This window comes from Streptomyces erythrochromogenes (genome assembly GCF_036170895.1).
GTDB classification, from domain to species: domain Bacteria; phylum Actinomycetota; class Actinomycetes; order Streptomycetales; family Streptomycetaceae; genus Streptomyces; species Streptomyces erythrochromogenes.
The window spans coordinates 862,973-879,271 of sequence record NZ_CP108036.1 but is presented as its reverse complement, the minus strand read 5'-3'; the positions used below and the strand labels follow the sequence as shown (position 1 = coordinate 879,271).

The window sequence follows — 16,299 nt, the reverse complement described above, 5'->3', positions numbered from 1 at the left end:
CCATGACGACAGACAGCACCCAGCCGCCCGACTCCCCGGCCATCGCCGTCCAGGACGTCCACAAACACTACGGCGACCGCCGGGCGGTGGACGGGGTCTCCCTCGACGTGCGCCGCGGCGAGTTCTTCGGGCTCCTCGGCCCCAACGGAGCGGGCAAGACCACCCTCATCGAGATCATGGAGGGGCTGCGCCGGGCCGACGGCGGCACGGTCACCGTCCTCGGCCAGAGCCCCTGGCCCCGCAACACCGCACTCCTGCCCCGCATGGGCGTACAGACCCAGGCCTCGGCCTTCTTCGTACGGCAGAGCGCGCGCGAGCACCTCGCCACCGTCGCCGGCCTGTACCGCCGCGAACCGGCGGCCGCGGACCGCACCCTGGAGAGCGTGGGGCTGACCGAACAGCGCGACGTCCTGGTGGAGAACCTCTCCGGCGGCCAGCGCCAGCGCCTGGCCATCGCCTCCGCACTCGTCCACGAACCGGAGCTGATCTTCCTCGACGAGCCGACGGCCGCCCTGGACCCGCAGGCCCGCCGCGACCTGTGGGAGGTGCTGCGCGCCCTCAAGAGCCAGGGCCGCACCATCGTCTACACCACCCACCACCTCGACGAGGCCGAGGCGCTGTGCGACCGCGTCGCGATACTCGTCGGCGGCAAGATCGCCGCCCTCGACTCGCCGCACCGCCTGGTCACCGCGGCCGGCGCCCCCTCGCGCCTGCTGCTGCCCGTCGGCCGGCTCGGCGTCGAGGAGGCCGCGGCGCTGCCCGGCGTGGACCGGGCCGTCCTCCAGGGCGGTTCCCTCGTCCTGGAGACCGCGACGCCCGGCAAGGTGCTCCAGGCCGTCGACGCCCTCACCGGACTGGACGGCGTGATGACCCGCACGGCGACGCTGGAGGACGTCTACCTCGAACTCACGGGCGCCGCACACACCGGCCCGCAGGCCGGCCCCCACACGCAGACGGAGTACCAGGCATGAGCGCATACACGGCCCTGACCGCCGCCGGCTACCGGGCGCAGGTCCGGGACAAGGCCACCCTCTTCTTCACCTTCGCCTTCCCGCTGCTCTTCCTGGTCGTCTTCGGCCTCATCTTCAGCGGGCAGGACGTCGAGGAGACCGGCCGCCCCTACATCTCCTACATCGCGCCGGGAGTGATGTCCTGGGGCGTCGCCAACGCGGCCGTCTTCGGCATCGCCTTCACCCTGATGCAGTGGCGGCGCGACGACCTGCTGCGGCTGATCCGGCTGACGCCGACCCCGCTGACGACCGTGCTCGCCTCGCGGTACGTACTGGCGCTGGCCGTGGGCGTGGTGCAGGCGGCGGTGTTCGTCGCGGTGGCCATGCTCCCCGGATTCGGCCTTGTCCTGGACGGCCGCTGGCCGCTCGTACTGCCCGCCCTGGTGCTCGGCATCACCGCCTTCCTCGCCATCGGCGTGATCGTCGGCACCTACGCGAACACCCCGGAGGCAGTCGCCGCCATCGCCAACTGCCTGATGGTGCCGATGGCGTTCCTGTCCGGCTCGTTCCTGCCGCTCGACATGATGCCGACGTGGCTGCAGTCGGTCTCCCGCGTCCTGCCGCTGCGCTACCTCAACGACGCCGCGACGGGTGCGCTCACCGGCACCGGATCCCTCGCCGCCATCGGCACCGGCTGTGCGGCACTCCTCGGCTTCGCCGTCGTCTTCGGCGCGATCGGGCTCAAGACCTTCCGCTGGAGCAACCGGACATGACGACGACCCCGCCGCGTCCGCTCGCCCCCGACGGGACGCCCCTCGAAGCCGCCCGGCGGCACCTGGCCGAAGCGCTGGAGCCGCTCGGCGCCGTCGTGGTGACCCTCGGGGTGCACGACGCCCTGGGGCCGCGGGCCGCCGACCCGTTCGCCGCGGTCCGGCCGCGGGCCACGGTCCACCTCACCGCGCGGGAGGTGCTCGTCGGCCCGTGGGGCGGCGACGGCAGCGCACCGGCGTGCGGCCAGTGCCTGGCCATGCGCCGCCAGCGGCTGCGCAGCCGCAGCGAGCGCGACGCGCTGGAGACCGGCCGCCGGCCGGGCACGCCCACCGGCCCCGAATGGCCGCGGCTGTCCCGGTACGCGCACGACGCGGTGTACGCGCTGCACGGGGCCGTCCACGGCGGCGGGGTCACCGCGCCCGCGGGGGCGGCCGCCGACCGGGCCCTGCCCCAGGTGTCGCGGCTGGACCTGGAGACGCTGCGCATCCGGACGTACCCGCTGCTGGCCGACCCGCTGTGCCCGGACTGCGGCCCGCGGGGCACCGACGCGCCGCGGCCCTTCGCACCCGCCTCCAGGCCCAAACCCGACCCCGGCGCGCAGCGGCTGCGCGCCGCCTCCTCGTACCCGATGCCGTACGCGGCGCTGGCGAACCCGGTGACGGGGGTGCTCGGCGGCGGGACCTGGCTGAACGTCACCTCGCCCACCACCGCCCCGGTCGCGGGGAGCGTCTTCATGCGCGGGTACGCGGGACTGACGGACGTCACGTGGAGCGGGCAGGCCAACAGCTTCGCCGCCAGCCGCGACCTCGCCCACCTGGAAGGGCTGGAACGCTACGCCGGCACCCACCGCCGTACCGGGAACACCCTGCTCACCGCCAGTTACGCGGAACTGGGCGAGCGGGCGCTGGACCCGGCCGAGTGCGGGTTCTACGCGCCCGAGACCTATCGCGACGACCCCCTCGTGTCCCCCTTCGACCCCGAGCGGCCCATCCCGTGGGTGTACGGGCACTCCCTGCGCGACGACCGGCCCGTCCTGGTCCCGGCCCGGCTGGTGCACTACAGCGCCGGCGTCGCCGCCGACAACTTCGTCTTCGAGTGCTCCAACGGCTGCGCCATCGGCAGCTGCCCGGAGGAGGCGCTGCTCGGCGCACTGCTCGAACTCGTGGAGCGGGACGCGTTCCTGCTCGCCTGGTACGGCGGCCTGCCGCTGACCGAGATCGACCTGGCGAGCGTACCCGGCACGGCGGTGCGCACGATGGCCGACCGGGCGGCACTCCAGGGCTACGACGTGCACGCCTTCGACAACCGCGTCGACCTGGCGGTCCCGGTCGTCACCGGGCTCGCGGTGCGGCGCGACGGCGGCCCCGGACTGTTCTCCTTCGGCGCCGGCGCCGCGCTCGACCCGGCGGCGGCGGTGGAGGCCGCCCTGTCGGAAGTGCTCACCTACATCCCGCACCTGCCCCGCCAGGTCGAGGAACGGCGGGACGAACTGGAGGCGATGGCGGCCGACTTCGGCAAGGTGCTGCACCTGAAGGACCACGCCCAGCTGTACGGGCTGCCGGCGATGGCGGAGCACGTCCGGCCCTACCGGGAGCCGGTCGCCGTGCGCCCGGTGGAAGAGGTCTACCGGTCCTGGACGGACCGCGGACGGCCCCGCACCGGCGACCTCCGCGACGACCTGCTCTGCGTCGTGGACGAGTTGGTGCGCGCCGGACACGACGTCATCGTCGTCGACCAGACCACCCCGGAGCAGCGGCGCATCGGACTGCACACGGTCTGCGCGGTGGTGCCGGGGCTGCTGCCGATCGACTTCGGCTGGGCCCGCCAGCGCGCCCCGTACCTGCCGCGGCTGCGCACCGCGCCGCGGCGGGCGGGGCTGCGGACGGCCGACCTCGCCGACGCCGACGTCCGCAGGGTCCCGCACCCCTTCCCGTAGGAGGCCCCGGACGGGCGGATGCCCCGGTCCCCGCACGTGGGGGACCGGGGCATCCGGGTGTCCGCGGCCCGTCGGGTCAGGCGGAGCAGGAGGTGGTGCTGGTGGTCGAGGAACAGGTCGAGGTGGAGCTGCAGCTCGTGGAACCGGCCAGCACGACCTCGCTGGCGTCCGAGTAGTCGGAGATCTCGAAGGTCTCGGACTCCAGCTCCAGGATCTCGTCCGCGAGCGAGGCGAGGGGCGACTTCTCCATGGTGACTCCTTCTGGTGAGGGGACGGCGCCGGGGTGCGCCGTGCCTGCACCCATCAGAGCGGGTGCCGCCGTCACCGGACCCCCCGTACCGCTGACACCCCTCTGTCACGACGTGTCAGCGCCCTGCCGTGACCGCTCCCGGCCGCCGCCCGATCATGGCTCCATGACCGGTCACGCCCCCGAACCCCCCGCAGCGCCGCTCGCCCGACTCGGCGCGCACCTGCGCGACCTGACGACCTTCTACCTGGAACTGCACCGCGACCCGGAGCTGTCGGGGGCGGAGCGGCGTACGGCGGACCGCTTCGCCGCACGGCTGGAGTCGGCGGGGTACGCGACCACGCGCGGCATCGGCGGGCACGGCGTGGCCGGTGTGCTCCGCAACGGGGACGGGCCCACCGTCCTGCTGCGGGCCGAACTCGACGCCCTGCCGGTCCGGGAGACGACCGGACTGCCGTACGCCGCCGACGGGGAGGCAGCGCACGCCTGCGGTCACGATCTGCACCTGGCCGCGGCGGCGGGCACGGCCCTGCTGCTCGCGCGGGCGCCGCGGGCCTGGCGGGGCACCCTCGTCGTGGCCGGGCAGCCGGCCGAGGAGACGCTGGAGGGGGCCGGGGCGATGCTCGCCGACGGCCTCTACCGGCGGTGCGGGCGGCCCGACGACGTCCTGGCCCAGCACGCGGCGCCGCTGCCGGCCGGGATGGTCGCCCACGGGTACGGGCCCATGACGGCGGGCAGCGTCACCTTCCGGGTGGTGGTGCACGGCCGTGGTGGTCATGCGGGCGCCCCGCACCTCGCCGTGGACCCGGTGGTGGCGGCCGCGCACGTGGTGACCAGGCTCCAGACGGTGGTGGCGCGGGAGGCCGCACCGGCGGACCAGGTGGCGGTGACCGTGGGCTCGTTCAGGGCGGGGGAGCGGGCGAACGTGATCCCGGACCGCGCCGAACTGGCCCTCACCGTACGGGCGGTGAGCGAGGCCTCGCTGGCCCGGGCCGCCGCGTCCGTGGAGCGGATCGTGCGCGCGGAGTGCGCCGCCGCGGCCTGCCCCCGGGATCCGGAGATCGTCCGGCTCTCCGCCTCCCCCGTCACCCATCCGGATCCGGCGCTGACGGCGGCCCTACGAGAGGCGCACGCCGCCGAGTTCGGGGCGGGGCGGGTGGCGATGTGGCCGCCCTCGCTCGCGACGGAGGACTTCGCGCTCTTCGGCGACGCAGGCGTCGACGTGCACGGCGAGCGGGGCATCAGGCTCGGCTACTGGATGCTGGGCACGGCCGGCCCGGCCGCCTGGTCCCGAGCCCCGGGTTCGACGGCGGCGGAGAAGATGGCGGCCCTCCCCGCCAACCACGCCCCGGACTTCGCCCCGGACGCCCGCAGCGCCCTGCCGGCCGCCGTCCGCGCCCTGACCGCCGCCGCGCTGGCCCGGCTGGGCTCCGCCTGATCCGATTACCCCCCATCCGGTGGAACCGGAGGCTCCGCTCCGCTCGTCCCAGCGCCTGTACCACGAGCAGACTTGGAGACCCGTCCCATCATGGCAACACCGCACCACCCGACCGGCCACGGCCCCGTCACCGGAAACCAGTACGACGCTCCCGGCAGCCAGGTCCATCCGCCGGCCTGGGGCAGCTCCGCACCCGTGACCGGTGGTCACGGCCACCCGTATCCCGTCGTCTGCCGCGCGTGCGGCGGGCGGAGCGCTGTGGACTTCAAGGTCCGGGCCCACACGGGCATCCTCGTCATGATGAGGTTCGAGCACCTGGACGGACCGTTCTGCCGGGACTGCGGCTTGGCCGTCGTCCGGCAGATGACCTACAGGACCCTCATCATCGGCTGGTGGGGACCGCTCTCCCTGGTGATCCTCAACCCGCTCACGCTCGTGTGGAACCTGGTCGCCCACCTCAAGTACCGCGCGCTCGCGCCCTCGGCGCCCGCCCCGGGCCGCACCCACCTCGACACGGGCCCGCCCGTACTGCGCAGGCCGCTCGCCTACGTGACCCTCATACCCCTGGCGTGGGCCGTGTGGGTCGTCACCCAGATCGTGTCCCACTCCACGTGAACCGACGGCCGGGCGGGCGGTAGCGGTCAGCGGACGGTCCGGGCGCCGGCCACGTGCGGGCGGCCATCGAGGTGCCGTTCTTGCTCGCGTAGGTGTTGCCGGGCACGGAGGAGACGATCCAGGTGCCGGGGGCGAACAGGTCCAGCAGCGGACCGCGGTTGCTGAAGGTGGAGACCTGGTCGTCGTCGGTGGTGGAGCCGACCGTGACGGCGGAGGACACGCAGCCGGGGGCGCTGACGGCGTCGGTGTAGCCGTTGTTGCCCGCCGCGACGACCGTGGCGACGTTCTCGGTGAGCAGGCCGTCGATGATGGCCTTGCGGGGGTCGGAGGCGCAGGCGCTGGTCCAGCGTCCGCCGCCCAGGCTCATGTTGGCGGCGACGATGTTCGTGCCGCCCTTCTTCAGGGCGTGGACCTTCTCCAGTCCCTCGATCTGGGAGCTGGTGAAGCTGAGCACGCACGGGCTGGCTCCGGCGCCGCACTACTCGTCCGACTCGAACTTCGAGAACACCTGGACCGCGACGATGTCCGCACCGGGCGCCACACTCTTGAAGCCCGTACTGGCGCCCGCACTCGGCTGCCTGGTCCTTTACGGCTGCGGCACCCAGAAGGGAACCTCCGAGCAGGCTCCCGCGGGCAGTGCGGTGGGGGCGCAGCCGCAGGACCCCTCGTCGCCCGGCGGCGATCAGGAGATGCGGTTCCTCGCGCTGATGACCCGTACCGCGCAGGGCTGCACCCCGGACGCCCCGAATCCCACGGGCGGTGGCGGCGTGCCCAAGCCGGAGGACCTGCCGGGCGCGGAGGCCGTACCCACGCCGCGGTACGGTCCGGGCCAGACCCCGCCGGGCGTCCCGAACGCCGACGGGGACATTCCCGTACCGCTGGACGACCCCGCGCCCCCGGCGAAGCCGGCCGCCGGCTCCACCGGGTCCGGTCCGGTCGGGGAGGTACCGCTGACCGGCGTCTAGGAGTGCGTCGCGGGCGAGCACGTGAAGCGCGTCGGCGACGCCTTCAAGAACAAGGGGACGACCGGCCACGAGGCGATGCACAAGCAGCTGACGGACCTCGACTACCCCGCCGCGCGGATCCACCGGATGCCCGACCACGCGGGCGCGCCCCGGATGCGGATCGACCTGCGCACGATGGGCGGCCACTTGGCCCTGGAGGTCACCGCCAGCGGCAGCGGGGCCGTCGCCGAGGCGTTCGGCGCCCCGGAGACCGAGGACGTGGAAGTGGCCGACGTGACGCGCGGCCCGAGCCCGGACGCGCCCGCCTCCTGACCCCGTTTGCCCCTGATCGGCGGGGGCAGACGCCCGGACATGTCCAGGACAGGAGTGTCTGCGCGCACGGGAACGGCCACGGCGACCGTCACCACGAAGGTGCCCGCCCGATTGGACCGGCTGCCCTGGTCACGGTGGCACTGGATGATCGTGATCGGGCTCGGCACCGTCTGGATCCTGGACGGCCTGGAGGTCACCGTCGTCGGCAGCATCGCCAGCCGCCTTTCCGAGGACGGCAGCGGCCTGTCCATCACCGACGCGCAGGTCACAGGACTCGCGGCCGCGCTCTACGTGGCGGGCGCGTGCTCCGGCGCCCTGTTCTTCGGACGGCTCACCGATCTCTACGGCCGCAAGAAGCTCTTCCTGATCACGCTGGCCGTCTACCTCGGGGCGACGGCCCTGACCGCCCTCTCCTTCTCCGCCTGGTGGTTCTTCCTCTTCCGCTTCCTGACCGGCTTCGGCATCGGCGGCGAGTACGCGGCCATCAACTCGGCGATCGACGAGCTGATCCCGAGCAAGTACCGCGGACGCGTCGACCTGATCATCAACGGCAGCTTCTGGCTCGGCGCCGTCGCCGGGGCCCTGCTGTCGGTGGTCGCCCTCAACACCGAGCTCTTCGCACCGTCGGTGGGCTGGCGGCTGACGTTCGCCCTCGGGGTCGTCCTCGGCCTGGTCATCCTGCTCGTACGGCGCCACGTACCGGAGAGCCCGCGCTGGATGTCCATCCACGGCCGGACACAGGAGGCCGAGGACCTGGTCGCGGACGTCGAACGCCGCGTGGAGGCGGAGACGGGACGGCGGCTGCCCGAGGCCGACCGGGCCATCACCATCACCGTGCGGCGCAGCATCGGCTTCGGTGAGATCGCGCGGACGGTGTTCCGCACCTACCCGCGCCGAGCCGTGCTCGGGCTGTCCCTCTTCGTCGGGCAGGCCTTCCTCTACAACGCGATCACCTTCGGCTTCGGATCCGTCCTGGTCACGTTCTTCGACGTCTCCAGCTCCGTGACCGGCTACTACTTCGCCGTCGTGGCCTTCGGGAACTTCCTCGGGCCGCTGTTCCTGGGCCGGCTGTTCGACACGCTCGGCCGACGGCCGATGATCGCGGGCACCTACATCCTCTCCGGCGTGCTGCTCTTCGCGACCGCCTGGCTCTTCGGCGCCGGGCGGCTGTCCGCCGTGACCATGACCGCCTGCTGGTGCGTGGTGCTCTTCTTCGCGTCCGCCGGGGCGAGTTCGGCGTACCTGACCGTCAGCGAGATCTTCCCGATGGAGACCCGCGCGATGTCGATCGCCTTCTTCTACGCCGTCGGCACCGCGGCCGGCGGCATCTCCGGGCCGCTGATCTTCGCCGGGCTCACCTCCAGCGGCGTGGTCTCCGACGCGGTCCTCGCCTTCTCCATCGGCGCCGGGCTGATGGTGGCGGCCGGGCTGGTCGCCGTCTTCTACGCGGTCGCGGCCGAGGGCCGCTCCCTGGAGGACATCGCCACCCCGCTGTCCGCGCAGTCCGCCGAACCGGCACCGACGCGCTGACGCGCCGTATCCGGGGGTGTACGAGGATGTGCGGCGCTGCCTCGCGTGAGTCGTGAGTGAAGGCGCAACGGCCGGGCAGGCGCACATCGCAAGCGCAATGCCGGCGATATTCGCAATGCGACCATTCTCTGTGGTCAGGAGAGCGGGTTCATGCCTCTCCAGCTGATGCTGCACCTCGACCTGCACGGCCGGAGCGCCGCGGCGCAGGCCCGGCGCGCTGCCCGGTCCCACCTCGCCGGAACGGCGGCGGACGACGACGAGCTCCTCCCGCCCCTCGCGCTGGACACGGCGCTCCTGCTGATCAGCGAGCTCGTCACCAATGCCGTCCGCCATACGAGTGGCGGCTGCCTGCTGGAGGTGCGCCTCGCGTCTGACGGGATCGACATCGAGGTGACGGACACCAGCGATGCGGAGCCGCAGGCCCGGCGGCCCGACCGGTGCGGCGAGGGCGGCTGGGGGTGGCACCTGGTCAACCAGCTGGGGACCGACGTGGGGATCCGCCACCACGCGGCGGGAGGGAAGACGATCCACGTCCGCGTCCCGTGCTGACGGCCGGGACCTCGCCCCAGGGCGGTTCCGCGAGGCGGGCGAGGAAGCCCGCGATGCCGTGCCCGGCTTCGGCCGGATGGCGGAACGCCGTGCCGGCGGTGATCGTTCTCCCGGAGGTTCCCGACGTGCGTCAGGTCACCGCCCGGGCCCGCAGCACGCGGGCCGGCTGCTGGCCTCCGCCCGTCGCCAGCACCCGTACCTCGCCGCCGCTGCTGATCTCCGCCCGGACGATGCCGGTGGCGTCCTCGTAAACGGGGTGCCCACCCGGTCCCGCCGCGCTGGTGCGGGTCATCCGGACGACGTCCTCCCCGACCCCGTCCGCGGCCGCGAAGACCACCTCGTAGGCTTCCGCGTCGCCGTGCACCGTACCCATGGCCGACCCTCCTGCCGTGACGTCTGCCGTTCGCCGGCGGGTGGCCGACTTCCCACCTGCCACGCTAAGCCCGGCCCGCCGCCCTGTCCTGGCCGGAGCCGGGGCCGGCCGGCCCGCCCGGGGTCAGCTGCCGGGGCGCACCACGAACGCCACCGCCGCCACCGGGCCGCTGCGGCGGAAGTGCAGGACGAACGGGACGGCGTCGCCCACCTGGCGGCGGGTCTTCACCCTGACCATCAGGTCCAGGGTGCTCGGCGTCATGTGCACGACGGACCCCGCCGGGATGTTCGCCGAGGGGACCGCGCGCATCGCGTCGCCGCCCTCGCCGACGCGTTCGTGCCGGTTCAGCATGATCTCGTCCGCGGCCGGCGAGGTCACCGAGACCAGCTGGTCGTCGGATCCGCCGGTGTTGGCGATCCGGAAGAAGGCCGCGGTGCGCTCCCTGCCGGCGTACGGGAGGAAGACCTGCCCCACGCCGACGTCGATCCGCGCCGGAGTGCCCGCGGCCCCCGCCTTGGTCCACGCCGTCAGCGCCACCAGCATCGCCATGCAGGCCGTCACGGGAACCAGCGTGGCGAGCAGCCCGTCGCGCAGGCTCCGGCGGCCCGGACCGCGGAATTCCGCCGCCGCCTTCACCGTCCGCGCCGCGGCCCGGCCCACCGTCCGCCGCACCGTCCGCCGCACCTTCCTGCCCACCGACCGGTTCACCGTCCGCACGAGGTCGTTCATCAACGCGAAGCCTTTCCGACGGGGGAGCCCGGGCGCCTCGGCGCGGGCTGCCAGGTGCGCAGGCGCAGGCTGTTGGCCACCACGAGGACCGAGCTGGCGGACATCGCGGCCGCGGCGAGCATCGGGCCCAGCAGGCCCACGGCCGCCAGGGGGACGGTCACCGCGTTGTAGCCGAACGCCCAGACCAGGTTGAGCCGGATCGTCGCCAGGGTGCGGCGGGCGAGGCGGACCGCGTCGGCGACCGCCTCGATGTCACCCCGTACGAGGGTCACGTCGGCGGCCCCGATGGCCACGTCCGTGCCGCTGCCCATCGCGATCCCGAGGTCCGCCTCCGCCAGGGCCGCGGCGTCGTTGACGCCGTCGCCGATCACGGCCACCCGCCGGCCCCCGCCCCGCAACTCCCGTACCAGCGCGGCCTTGCCCTCCGGGGTGCAGTGGGCGTGGACCTCGGTGATGCCGAGCTCGCGGGCGACGGCCCGCGCGGTGGCCTCCCGGTCGCCGGTGGCCAGGACCGGCTCCACGCCCAGGCGCCGCAGCCGGTCGACCGCCCGGTAGCTGCCGGGCCGCAGGACGTCGCCCAGCGAGATGAGCGCCTCGTCGAAGCCGTCCACCCGGACCAGGACCGGGGTGAGCGCGGAGGCCTCCGCCTCGGCCAGTGCCTGCGCCAGCGACGCGGGCAGCCCCTCGCCCGGAGTGCGAACCTCCACCCGGCGGCCCTCCACGATCCCCGCGACACCGCTGCCGGGGACGGCCAGGAAGGCGGCGACCCCCGGCAGCGGGCCCTGGGCCGCGGCGCGCTGCGCGTACGAGGCGACAGCGCGGCCCAGCGGGTGCTCGGAACCCTGCTCCACCGCCCCGGCCAGCCGGACGGCCGCGTCCCGGCCGATCCCGCCGGCGGTCTCCGTGACCCGTACGACGGACATGTGGCCCGTGGTGAGGGTGCCGGTCTTGTCCAGGACGATCACGTCGACGTGCCGCAGGGCCTCCAGCGACGGCGGCCCCTTGACCAGGATGCCGAGGCGGGCGCCACGGCCGGTGGCGGCCATGAGGGCGGTGGGGGTGGCCAGGCCCAGGGCGCACGGGCAGGCCACGACGAGGATCGCGACGGCCGCGGTGACGGCCGCCTGGGGATCGGCCCCGGCGCCCAGCCAGAAGCCGAGCACGGTGACGGCCAGGGACAGCACGGCCGGGACGAAGACGCCCGCCACCTTGTCGGCCAGCCGCTGCGCCCGCGCCTTGCCCGCCTGGGCCTCGGTGACCAGGTGAGTGATCCGGGCCAGCCGGGTGTCGGCGCCGACCGCCGTGGCCTGTACGAGGAGCAGTCCGCCCATGTTGACGGCCCCGCCCACCACCGCCCGGCCGGGGCCCACCTCGACGGGATCGCTCTCCCCGGTGATCAGCGACAGGTCCAGGGCGGAGCTGCCCGAGACCACGACGCCGTCGGTGGCGACCCGTTCCCCGGGCCGGACGACGAACCCCTGGCCCGGCACGAGCTCCTCTATGGGCAGCAGGCGCTCCCTGCCGTCCTCCCGCACGGTGACGTCCTTGGCGGCCAGACCGGCCAGGGAGCGCAGTGCCGCACCCGTGCCGCGCCGGGCCCGCGCCTCCAGATGGCGGCCGGTCAGCACGAAGAGGGGGACGGCGACCGCCGCCTCGAGGTAGACGTGCGCGACGTCCGTCCCGGCCGAGGGGAGGAGGCTGAAAGGCATCCGCATGCCGGGATCGCCCGCGCCGCCGAGGAACAGTGCGTACAGGGACCAGGCGAAGGACGCGATGACGCCGAGCGAGACGAGGGTGTCCATGGTGGCCGACGCGTGCCGCAGCCCCCGGGCCGCCCTCAGGTGGAACGGCCAGGCGCTCCAGACGACCACGGGGGCGGCCAGGACGAGACACAGCCACTGCCAGTTGCGGAACTGCAGGGCGGGGACCATCGACAGGACGAGGACCGGCAGGCAGAGCAGCGCGGTGATCAGCAGGCGTTCGCGGTCCTTGCGCGCCTCCTCCCGCGTCGGACCCGCCGGATCATCCGGGTGGTCCGGACCGGCCGGATCGACCGGTCCGGCCGGGCCGGTCGTGGCCCGCGGTGCGGCTCGCGGCACGGGCGGCGGCACCAACTCCGTCTCGTAACCGGCCTTTTCGACCGCCGCCAGGAGCTCCTCGGCCGTGACGTCCACCGGGTGGTGGACGCGGGCCCGGCCGGTGGCCAGGTTCACCGAGGCCGTCACCCCGTCGATGCGGGACAGCCGCTTCTCCACCCGGTTCACGCACGCCGCGCAGGTCATGCCGCGCACGACGAGGTCGGTGGTCACCCCGGCGACCGTGCCGCCCTCAGCCGTCACCGCCCGCCGCCGCTCATGCCGCCCATGCCGCCGCTCATGCCGCCCATGTCCCCGCCCGGCTCGGCGGAGCCGGCGTCGCCGACGGTGCTGCGCATGCCGGGGGCCACCGGACCGGCCGCCGACCCGACCCCGAACGCGAGGGCGAACATCGCCAGGAGCAGCACCACGAAGCCGGTCAGTGCCGGGGGAGGGCCCCACCGCCCCGTGGACGCGGGCGCCTGGACTGCGGACTGCTGTTCTTCGGTCATCGACATTCCCTGATCCGAGGATTCGCTCACGGAGCCACCGCCCCGCCAGTTCCGCGCAGGTGGTCGGATGCGATCCCCGCCCGGTTCCCGCCGATCTCCGGCCGGTCTGCGGGCGGTCTGTGGCGGGTCTGCGGGCGGTCTCCGAGGGGGTCTTCGGCCGGTCAGCCCTTCCCGGGGACCACGGGGTAGGGGACGAAGGTGCTGCTGTTCTCGTCGACCGCCAGGGCGCGGCCGAGCGGCGGGACCGCCCGCTGGGGGCAGTCGAGCCGTTCGCACAGGCGGCAGCCCATGCCGATGGGCGTGGCGGCGGAGACGTTGTCGAGGTCGAGGCCGTCGGAGTAGACCAGCCGGGAGGCGTGCCGGATCTCGCAGCCGAGGCCGATCGCGAAGGTCTTGCCGGGCTCGCCCCAGCCGCCGCGGTGGCGGGTCACGGCGCGCGCGGTCCACAGGTACCGCTGCCCGTCGGGCATGGCGGCGACCTGGACGTGGATGCGGCCGGGCGCGGCGAAGGCCTCGTAGACGTTCCACAGCGGGCAGGTGCCGCCCGCGCGGGAGAAGTGGAATCCGGTGGCGGACTGCCGCTTGGACATGTTCCCCGCCCGGTCGACCCGTACGAAGGAGAAGGGCACCCCGCGCAGCCTGGGGCGTTGCAGGGTGCTGAGGCGGTGGCAGACCGTCTCGTAGCCGAGACCGAAGTGGTCGGTGAGCCGCTCGATGTCGTACCGGAATTCCTCGGCCGCCGTGTGGAAGGCGCCGTACGGAAGGATCAGCGCGGCCGCGAAGTAGTTCGCGATGCCGATCCGGGCCAGGCCGTGGGCGGGAGAGTCCTGCGGGAAGTCCTCGGCCGCCAGCCGGTCCAGTTCCGCCCCGTACTCCAGCAGGGCGAGCTGGGTGGCCATCCGGAACGCCTGCTGGCCCGGCCGCAGCCGCCCGGACAGGTGCAGGACCCGCGCCCCCGCGTCGAAGTGGTGCAGGCGCTCGGAGCCGGCTGCCAGCCGGATCCCGTGCCGGGCGGCGAGGCGGTCCGACAGCACACGGAGCACGTCGCCCCGCTGGACGGCGATCTCCCGGGCGAGGCCCTCGGCGGCCAGGTCGGTGTCGTGCAGGTAGTTCTGCCTCCGGTAGAAGAACTCGCGGATCTCCTCGTGGGGCGAGCGCGGCGCGGCGCCGCCGGCGCCGTCCCTGCCGTCCGCCGTCTCCGCGAGCCGCTCCGCGAGCAGTTGGCTGCGCCGGCCCAGGTCCAGCAGCACGGACGCGACGGCCGGCATCCGCTGGGCCAGCTCGGCCAGGTCGGAGGGGGAGACCCGGGCCTCGGCGACCTCTCCGGCGAGGGCCTCGCGCAGGTCGGCCACGAGCCGGCCGGTGTCGCGCTCGGAGAAGAAGCCGGGGTCGACGCCGAAGGCCTCGGTCAGCCGGAGCAGCACCGGGACGGTGAGCGGGCGCGAGTCGTGCTCCATCTGGTTGAGGTAGCTGGGCGAGATGCCGAGGACCCTGGCCAGTTCCGCCTGGCTCATCCGGCGTTCCTCGCGCAGCCGCCGCAGGCGCGCCCCCGCGTACGTCTTGCCCACCCGCACTCCTCCCCTTGTGCGGCCCCCTCGGCCGGGCTCCAGACTACGGGCGATCGCGCCGCCGTCGACCTTTGCAGACTTGGCAAAAGGGCGTCGGAAGATTCGCAGAACTTGGCAAACGGCACTCCTTGATGGCACTGGGTGCCAGTGTCAGAGTCGTGCTGCGGCCCGCCGGACCCCGGCGGCCGAGACGGACGGTCGGGGCACGATTCACGCCCTGATGTCGGAGATCCCGGCAGTCCGGACTCGCAGCCCGGCGCATTGCTCAGCTCCACCCACGGTGGGTCCGGCGGCCGCGACCCAGGATTCAGGCACACAGTGCCAATGCCTGCCGCGCCCGGCAACAGCATTGGCAGATCAAGCGACTCACGGAGACGGTGACGGTCATGGCAGAGGCGAAGGCGACCACGGCAGCGGCACAGCAGCTCGAGCAGCGCTGGGCCGGCGACCCGCGATGGGCGGGCATCGAGCGCACCTACACGGCCGAGGACGTGGTGCGGCTCTCCGGCAGCGTCCGGGAGGAGCACACCCTGGCCCGGCGCGGCGCCGAGCGCCTGTGGCGCCAGCTCCACGAGCTGGACTACGTCCACGCCCTCGGCGCGCTGACCGGCGGACAGGCCGTGCAGCAGGTCCGCGCCGGCCTCCAGGCGATCTACCTCTCCGGCTGGCAGGTGGCCGCCGACGCCAACCAGGCCGGCCACACCTACCCCGACCAGAGCCTGTACCCGGTCAACTCCGTCCCGCAGGTGGTGCGCCGCATCAACAACGCCCTGCTGCGCGCCGACCAGATCGCCACCGCAGAGGGCGGCACCGACACGACGGACTGGCTGGCGCCGATCGTCGCGGACGCCGAGGCCGGCTTCGGCGGCCCGCTCAACGCCTTCGAGCTGACCAAGGCGATGATCGCGGCGGGCGCGGCCGGCATCCACTACGAGGACCAGCTCGCCTCCGAGAAGAAGTGCGGCCACCTCGGCGGCAAGGTCCTCGTCCCCACCTCGCAGCACGTCCGCACCCTCAACGCGGCCCGCCTCGCCGCCGACATCGCGGACACCCCGACCCTGATCATCGCCCGTACGGACGCGCTGGCCGCCAACCTGCTGACGAGCGACGTCGACGAGCGGGACGCGCGCTTCGCCACCGGGGAGCGCACGGCGGAGGGCTTCTACCGGGTCCGGAACGGCATGGCCCCCGTCATCGCCCGCGGCCTCGCCTACGCCCCGTACGCCGACCTCATCTGGGTGGAGACCGGCACCCCGGACCTCGGCCAGGCCCGCGAGTTCGCCGAGGCCCTCCACGCGGAGTTCCCCGGGAAGATGCTCGCCTACAACTGCTCGCCCTCCTTCAACTGGAAGGCTGCCCTCGACGACGACCAGATCGCCAAGTTCCAGCGTGAACTCGGCGCCATGGGCTACAAGTTCCAGTTCATCACCCTGGCCGGCTTCCACTCCCTCAACCACGGCATGTTCGACCTGGCCCGCGGCTACGCCGACCACGGCATGACGGCCTACGTCGACCTCCAGGAGCGCGAGTTCGCCGCCCAGCAGCACGGGTTCACCGCGGTCAAGCACCAGCGGGAGGTCGGCACCGGTTACTTCGACCTGGTCTCCACCGCCGTCAACCCGGCCTCCTCCACCACCGCCCTCGCCGGTTCCACCGAGGAGGAGCAGTTCCACTAGCCGGTCCCGGGAGCCGGAAGACCTCCGGCTCCCGCCCCGGCTCCTCCCTGCTC

Annotated in this window: 17 protein-coding genes; 10 read left to right on the top strand and 7 right to left on the bottom strand. The window is 73.9% G+C overall.

Features of this window, described 5'->3' with window-relative positions; all coding sequences use genetic code 11:
* The first annotated feature begins 2 nt into the window (after positions 1-2).
* The 3 genes from OHA91_RS04220 to OHA91_RS04210 are packed head-to-tail and all read left to right on the top strand — an operon-like array spanning position 3 to position 3,657.
* Positions 3-971: an ABC transporter ATP-binding protein gene (locus OHA91_RS04220; protein ID WP_328738613.1), complete on the top strand. Its 969-nt coding sequence runs from the start codon at positions 3-5 to the stop codon at positions 969-971.
* Entirely contained in the window at positions 968-1,723 is a 756-nt protein-coding gene (locus tag OHA91_RS04215; protein ID WP_328738612.1) for an ABC transporter permease, read from the top strand. The genes OHA91_RS04220 and OHA91_RS04215 overlap by 4 nt, the downstream gene beginning before the upstream one ends.
* The gene (locus OHA91_RS04210; protein ID WP_328738611.1) at positions 1,720-3,657 is read left to right on the top strand and encodes a TOMM precursor leader peptide-binding protein; all 1,938 of its coding nucleotides are present in this window, start codon (positions 1,720-1,722) and stop codon (positions 3,655-3,657) included. The genes OHA91_RS04215 and OHA91_RS04210 overlap by 4 nt, the downstream gene beginning before the upstream one ends.
* A gap of 76 nt (positions 3,658-3,733) precedes the next feature.
* On the opposite strand, the gene OHA91_RS04205 is transcribed toward OHA91_RS04210, so the two are convergent.
* Positions 3,734-3,907 (bottom strand): thiazolylpeptide-type bacteriocin, encoded by a 174-nt coding sequence (locus tag OHA91_RS04205; protein WP_007268044.1) that lies wholly within the window; start codon positions 3,905-3,907, stop codon positions 3,734-3,736.
* A gap of 163 nt (positions 3,908-4,070) precedes the next feature.
* Here OHA91_RS04205 and OHA91_RS04200 point away from each other — a divergent pair, with 163 nt between their 5' ends.
* Both OHA91_RS04200 and OHA91_RS04195 read left to right on the top strand, forming a co-directional pair.
* Positions 4,071-5,342 carry an amidohydrolase gene (locus OHA91_RS04200; protein WP_328738610.1) on the top strand — a complete coding sequence of 424 codons (1,272 nt, stop codon included), beginning with the start codon at positions 4,071-4,073 and terminating at the stop codon, positions 5,340-5,342.
* A 90-nt stretch (positions 5,343-5,432) separates the two neighbouring features.
* Positions 5,433-5,957 (top strand): hypothetical protein, encoded by a 525-nt coding sequence (locus tag OHA91_RS04195; protein WP_266495187.1) that lies wholly within the window; start codon positions 5,433-5,435, stop codon positions 5,955-5,957.
* Here the strand turns inward: OHA91_RS04195 and OHA91_RS04190 are convergent.
* The gene (locus tag OHA91_RS04190; RefSeq protein ID WP_328738609.1) at positions 5,929-6,411 is read right to left on the bottom strand and encodes a S8 family peptidase; all 483 of its coding nucleotides are present in this window, start codon (positions 6,409-6,411) and stop codon (positions 5,929-5,931) included. The genes OHA91_RS04195 and OHA91_RS04190 overlap by 29 nt on opposite strands.
* Between OHA91_RS04190 and OHA91_RS04185 the strand changes: the two genes are divergently transcribed.
* From OHA91_RS04185 to OHA91_RS04170, 4 genes are all read left to right on the top strand, one after another.
* A complete protein-coding gene (locus OHA91_RS04185; protein WP_328738608.1) occupies positions 6,398-6,922 on the top strand; it encodes a hypothetical protein in 525 nt (174 codons plus the stop codon). The two genes, OHA91_RS04190 and OHA91_RS04185, sit on opposite strands and share 14 nt — an antisense overlap.
* Positions 6,923-6,943: 21 nt before the next feature.
* On the top strand, positions 6,944-7,234 hold the full coding sequence (locus tag OHA91_RS04180; RefSeq protein ID WP_328738607.1) for a hypothetical protein: 291 nt from the start codon (positions 6,944-6,946) through the stop codon (positions 7,232-7,234).
* A 39-nt stretch (positions 7,235-7,273) separates the two neighbouring features.
* Positions 7,274-8,764 carry an MFS transporter gene (locus OHA91_RS04175; RefSeq protein WP_266495191.1) on the top strand — a complete coding sequence of 497 codons (1,491 nt, stop codon included), beginning with the start codon at positions 7,274-7,276 and terminating at the stop codon, positions 8,762-8,764.
* A gap of 150 nt (positions 8,765-8,914) precedes the next feature.
* Positions 8,915-9,313: an ATP-binding protein gene (locus OHA91_RS04170; protein ID WP_266495193.1), complete on the top strand. Its 399-nt coding sequence runs from the start codon at positions 8,915-8,917 to the stop codon at positions 9,311-9,313.
* Positions 9,314-9,443: 130 nt separating this feature from the next.
* On the opposite strand, the gene OHA91_RS04165 is transcribed toward OHA91_RS04170, so the two are convergent.
* The 5 genes from OHA91_RS04165 to OHA91_RS04145 form a co-directional block, all read right to left on the bottom strand.
* Entirely contained in the window at positions 9,444-9,686 is a 243-nt protein-coding gene (locus OHA91_RS04165; protein WP_266495195.1) for a DUF6296 family protein, read from the bottom strand.
* A gap of 123 nt (positions 9,687-9,809) precedes the next feature.
* Entirely contained in the window at positions 9,810-10,415 is a 606-nt protein-coding gene (locus OHA91_RS04160) for a copper chaperone PCu(A)C (RefSeq protein WP_328738606.1), read from the bottom strand.
* Positions 10,415-12,697, bottom strand: coding sequence for a heavy metal translocating P-type ATPase (locus tag OHA91_RS04155; protein WP_328741069.1), 2,283 nt, complete (start codon positions 12,695-12,697; stop codon positions 10,415-10,417). Before OHA91_RS04155 ends, OHA91_RS04160 begins: the two co-directional genes overlap by 1 nt.
* A gap of 53 nt (positions 12,698-12,750) precedes the next feature.
* On the bottom strand, positions 12,751-13,002 hold the full coding sequence (locus tag OHA91_RS04150) for a hypothetical protein (RefSeq protein ID WP_328738605.1): 252 nt from the start codon (positions 13,000-13,002) through the stop codon (positions 12,751-12,753).
* Positions 13,003-13,163: 161 nt separating this feature from the next.
* Positions 13,164-14,570 (bottom strand): short-chain fatty acyl-CoA regulator family protein, encoded by a 1,407-nt coding sequence (locus OHA91_RS04145; protein WP_266495203.1) that lies wholly within the window; start codon positions 14,568-14,570, stop codon positions 13,164-13,166.
* Positions 14,571-14,956: 386 nt separating this feature from the next.
* Between OHA91_RS04145 and aceA the strand changes: the two genes are divergently transcribed.
* Positions 14,957-16,246 (top strand): isocitrate lyase, encoded by a 1,290-nt coding sequence (aceA, locus tag OHA91_RS04140; protein ID WP_266495205.1) that lies wholly within the window; start codon positions 14,957-14,959, stop codon positions 16,244-16,246.
* The last annotated feature ends 53 nt before the right edge of the window (positions 16,247-16,299 follow it).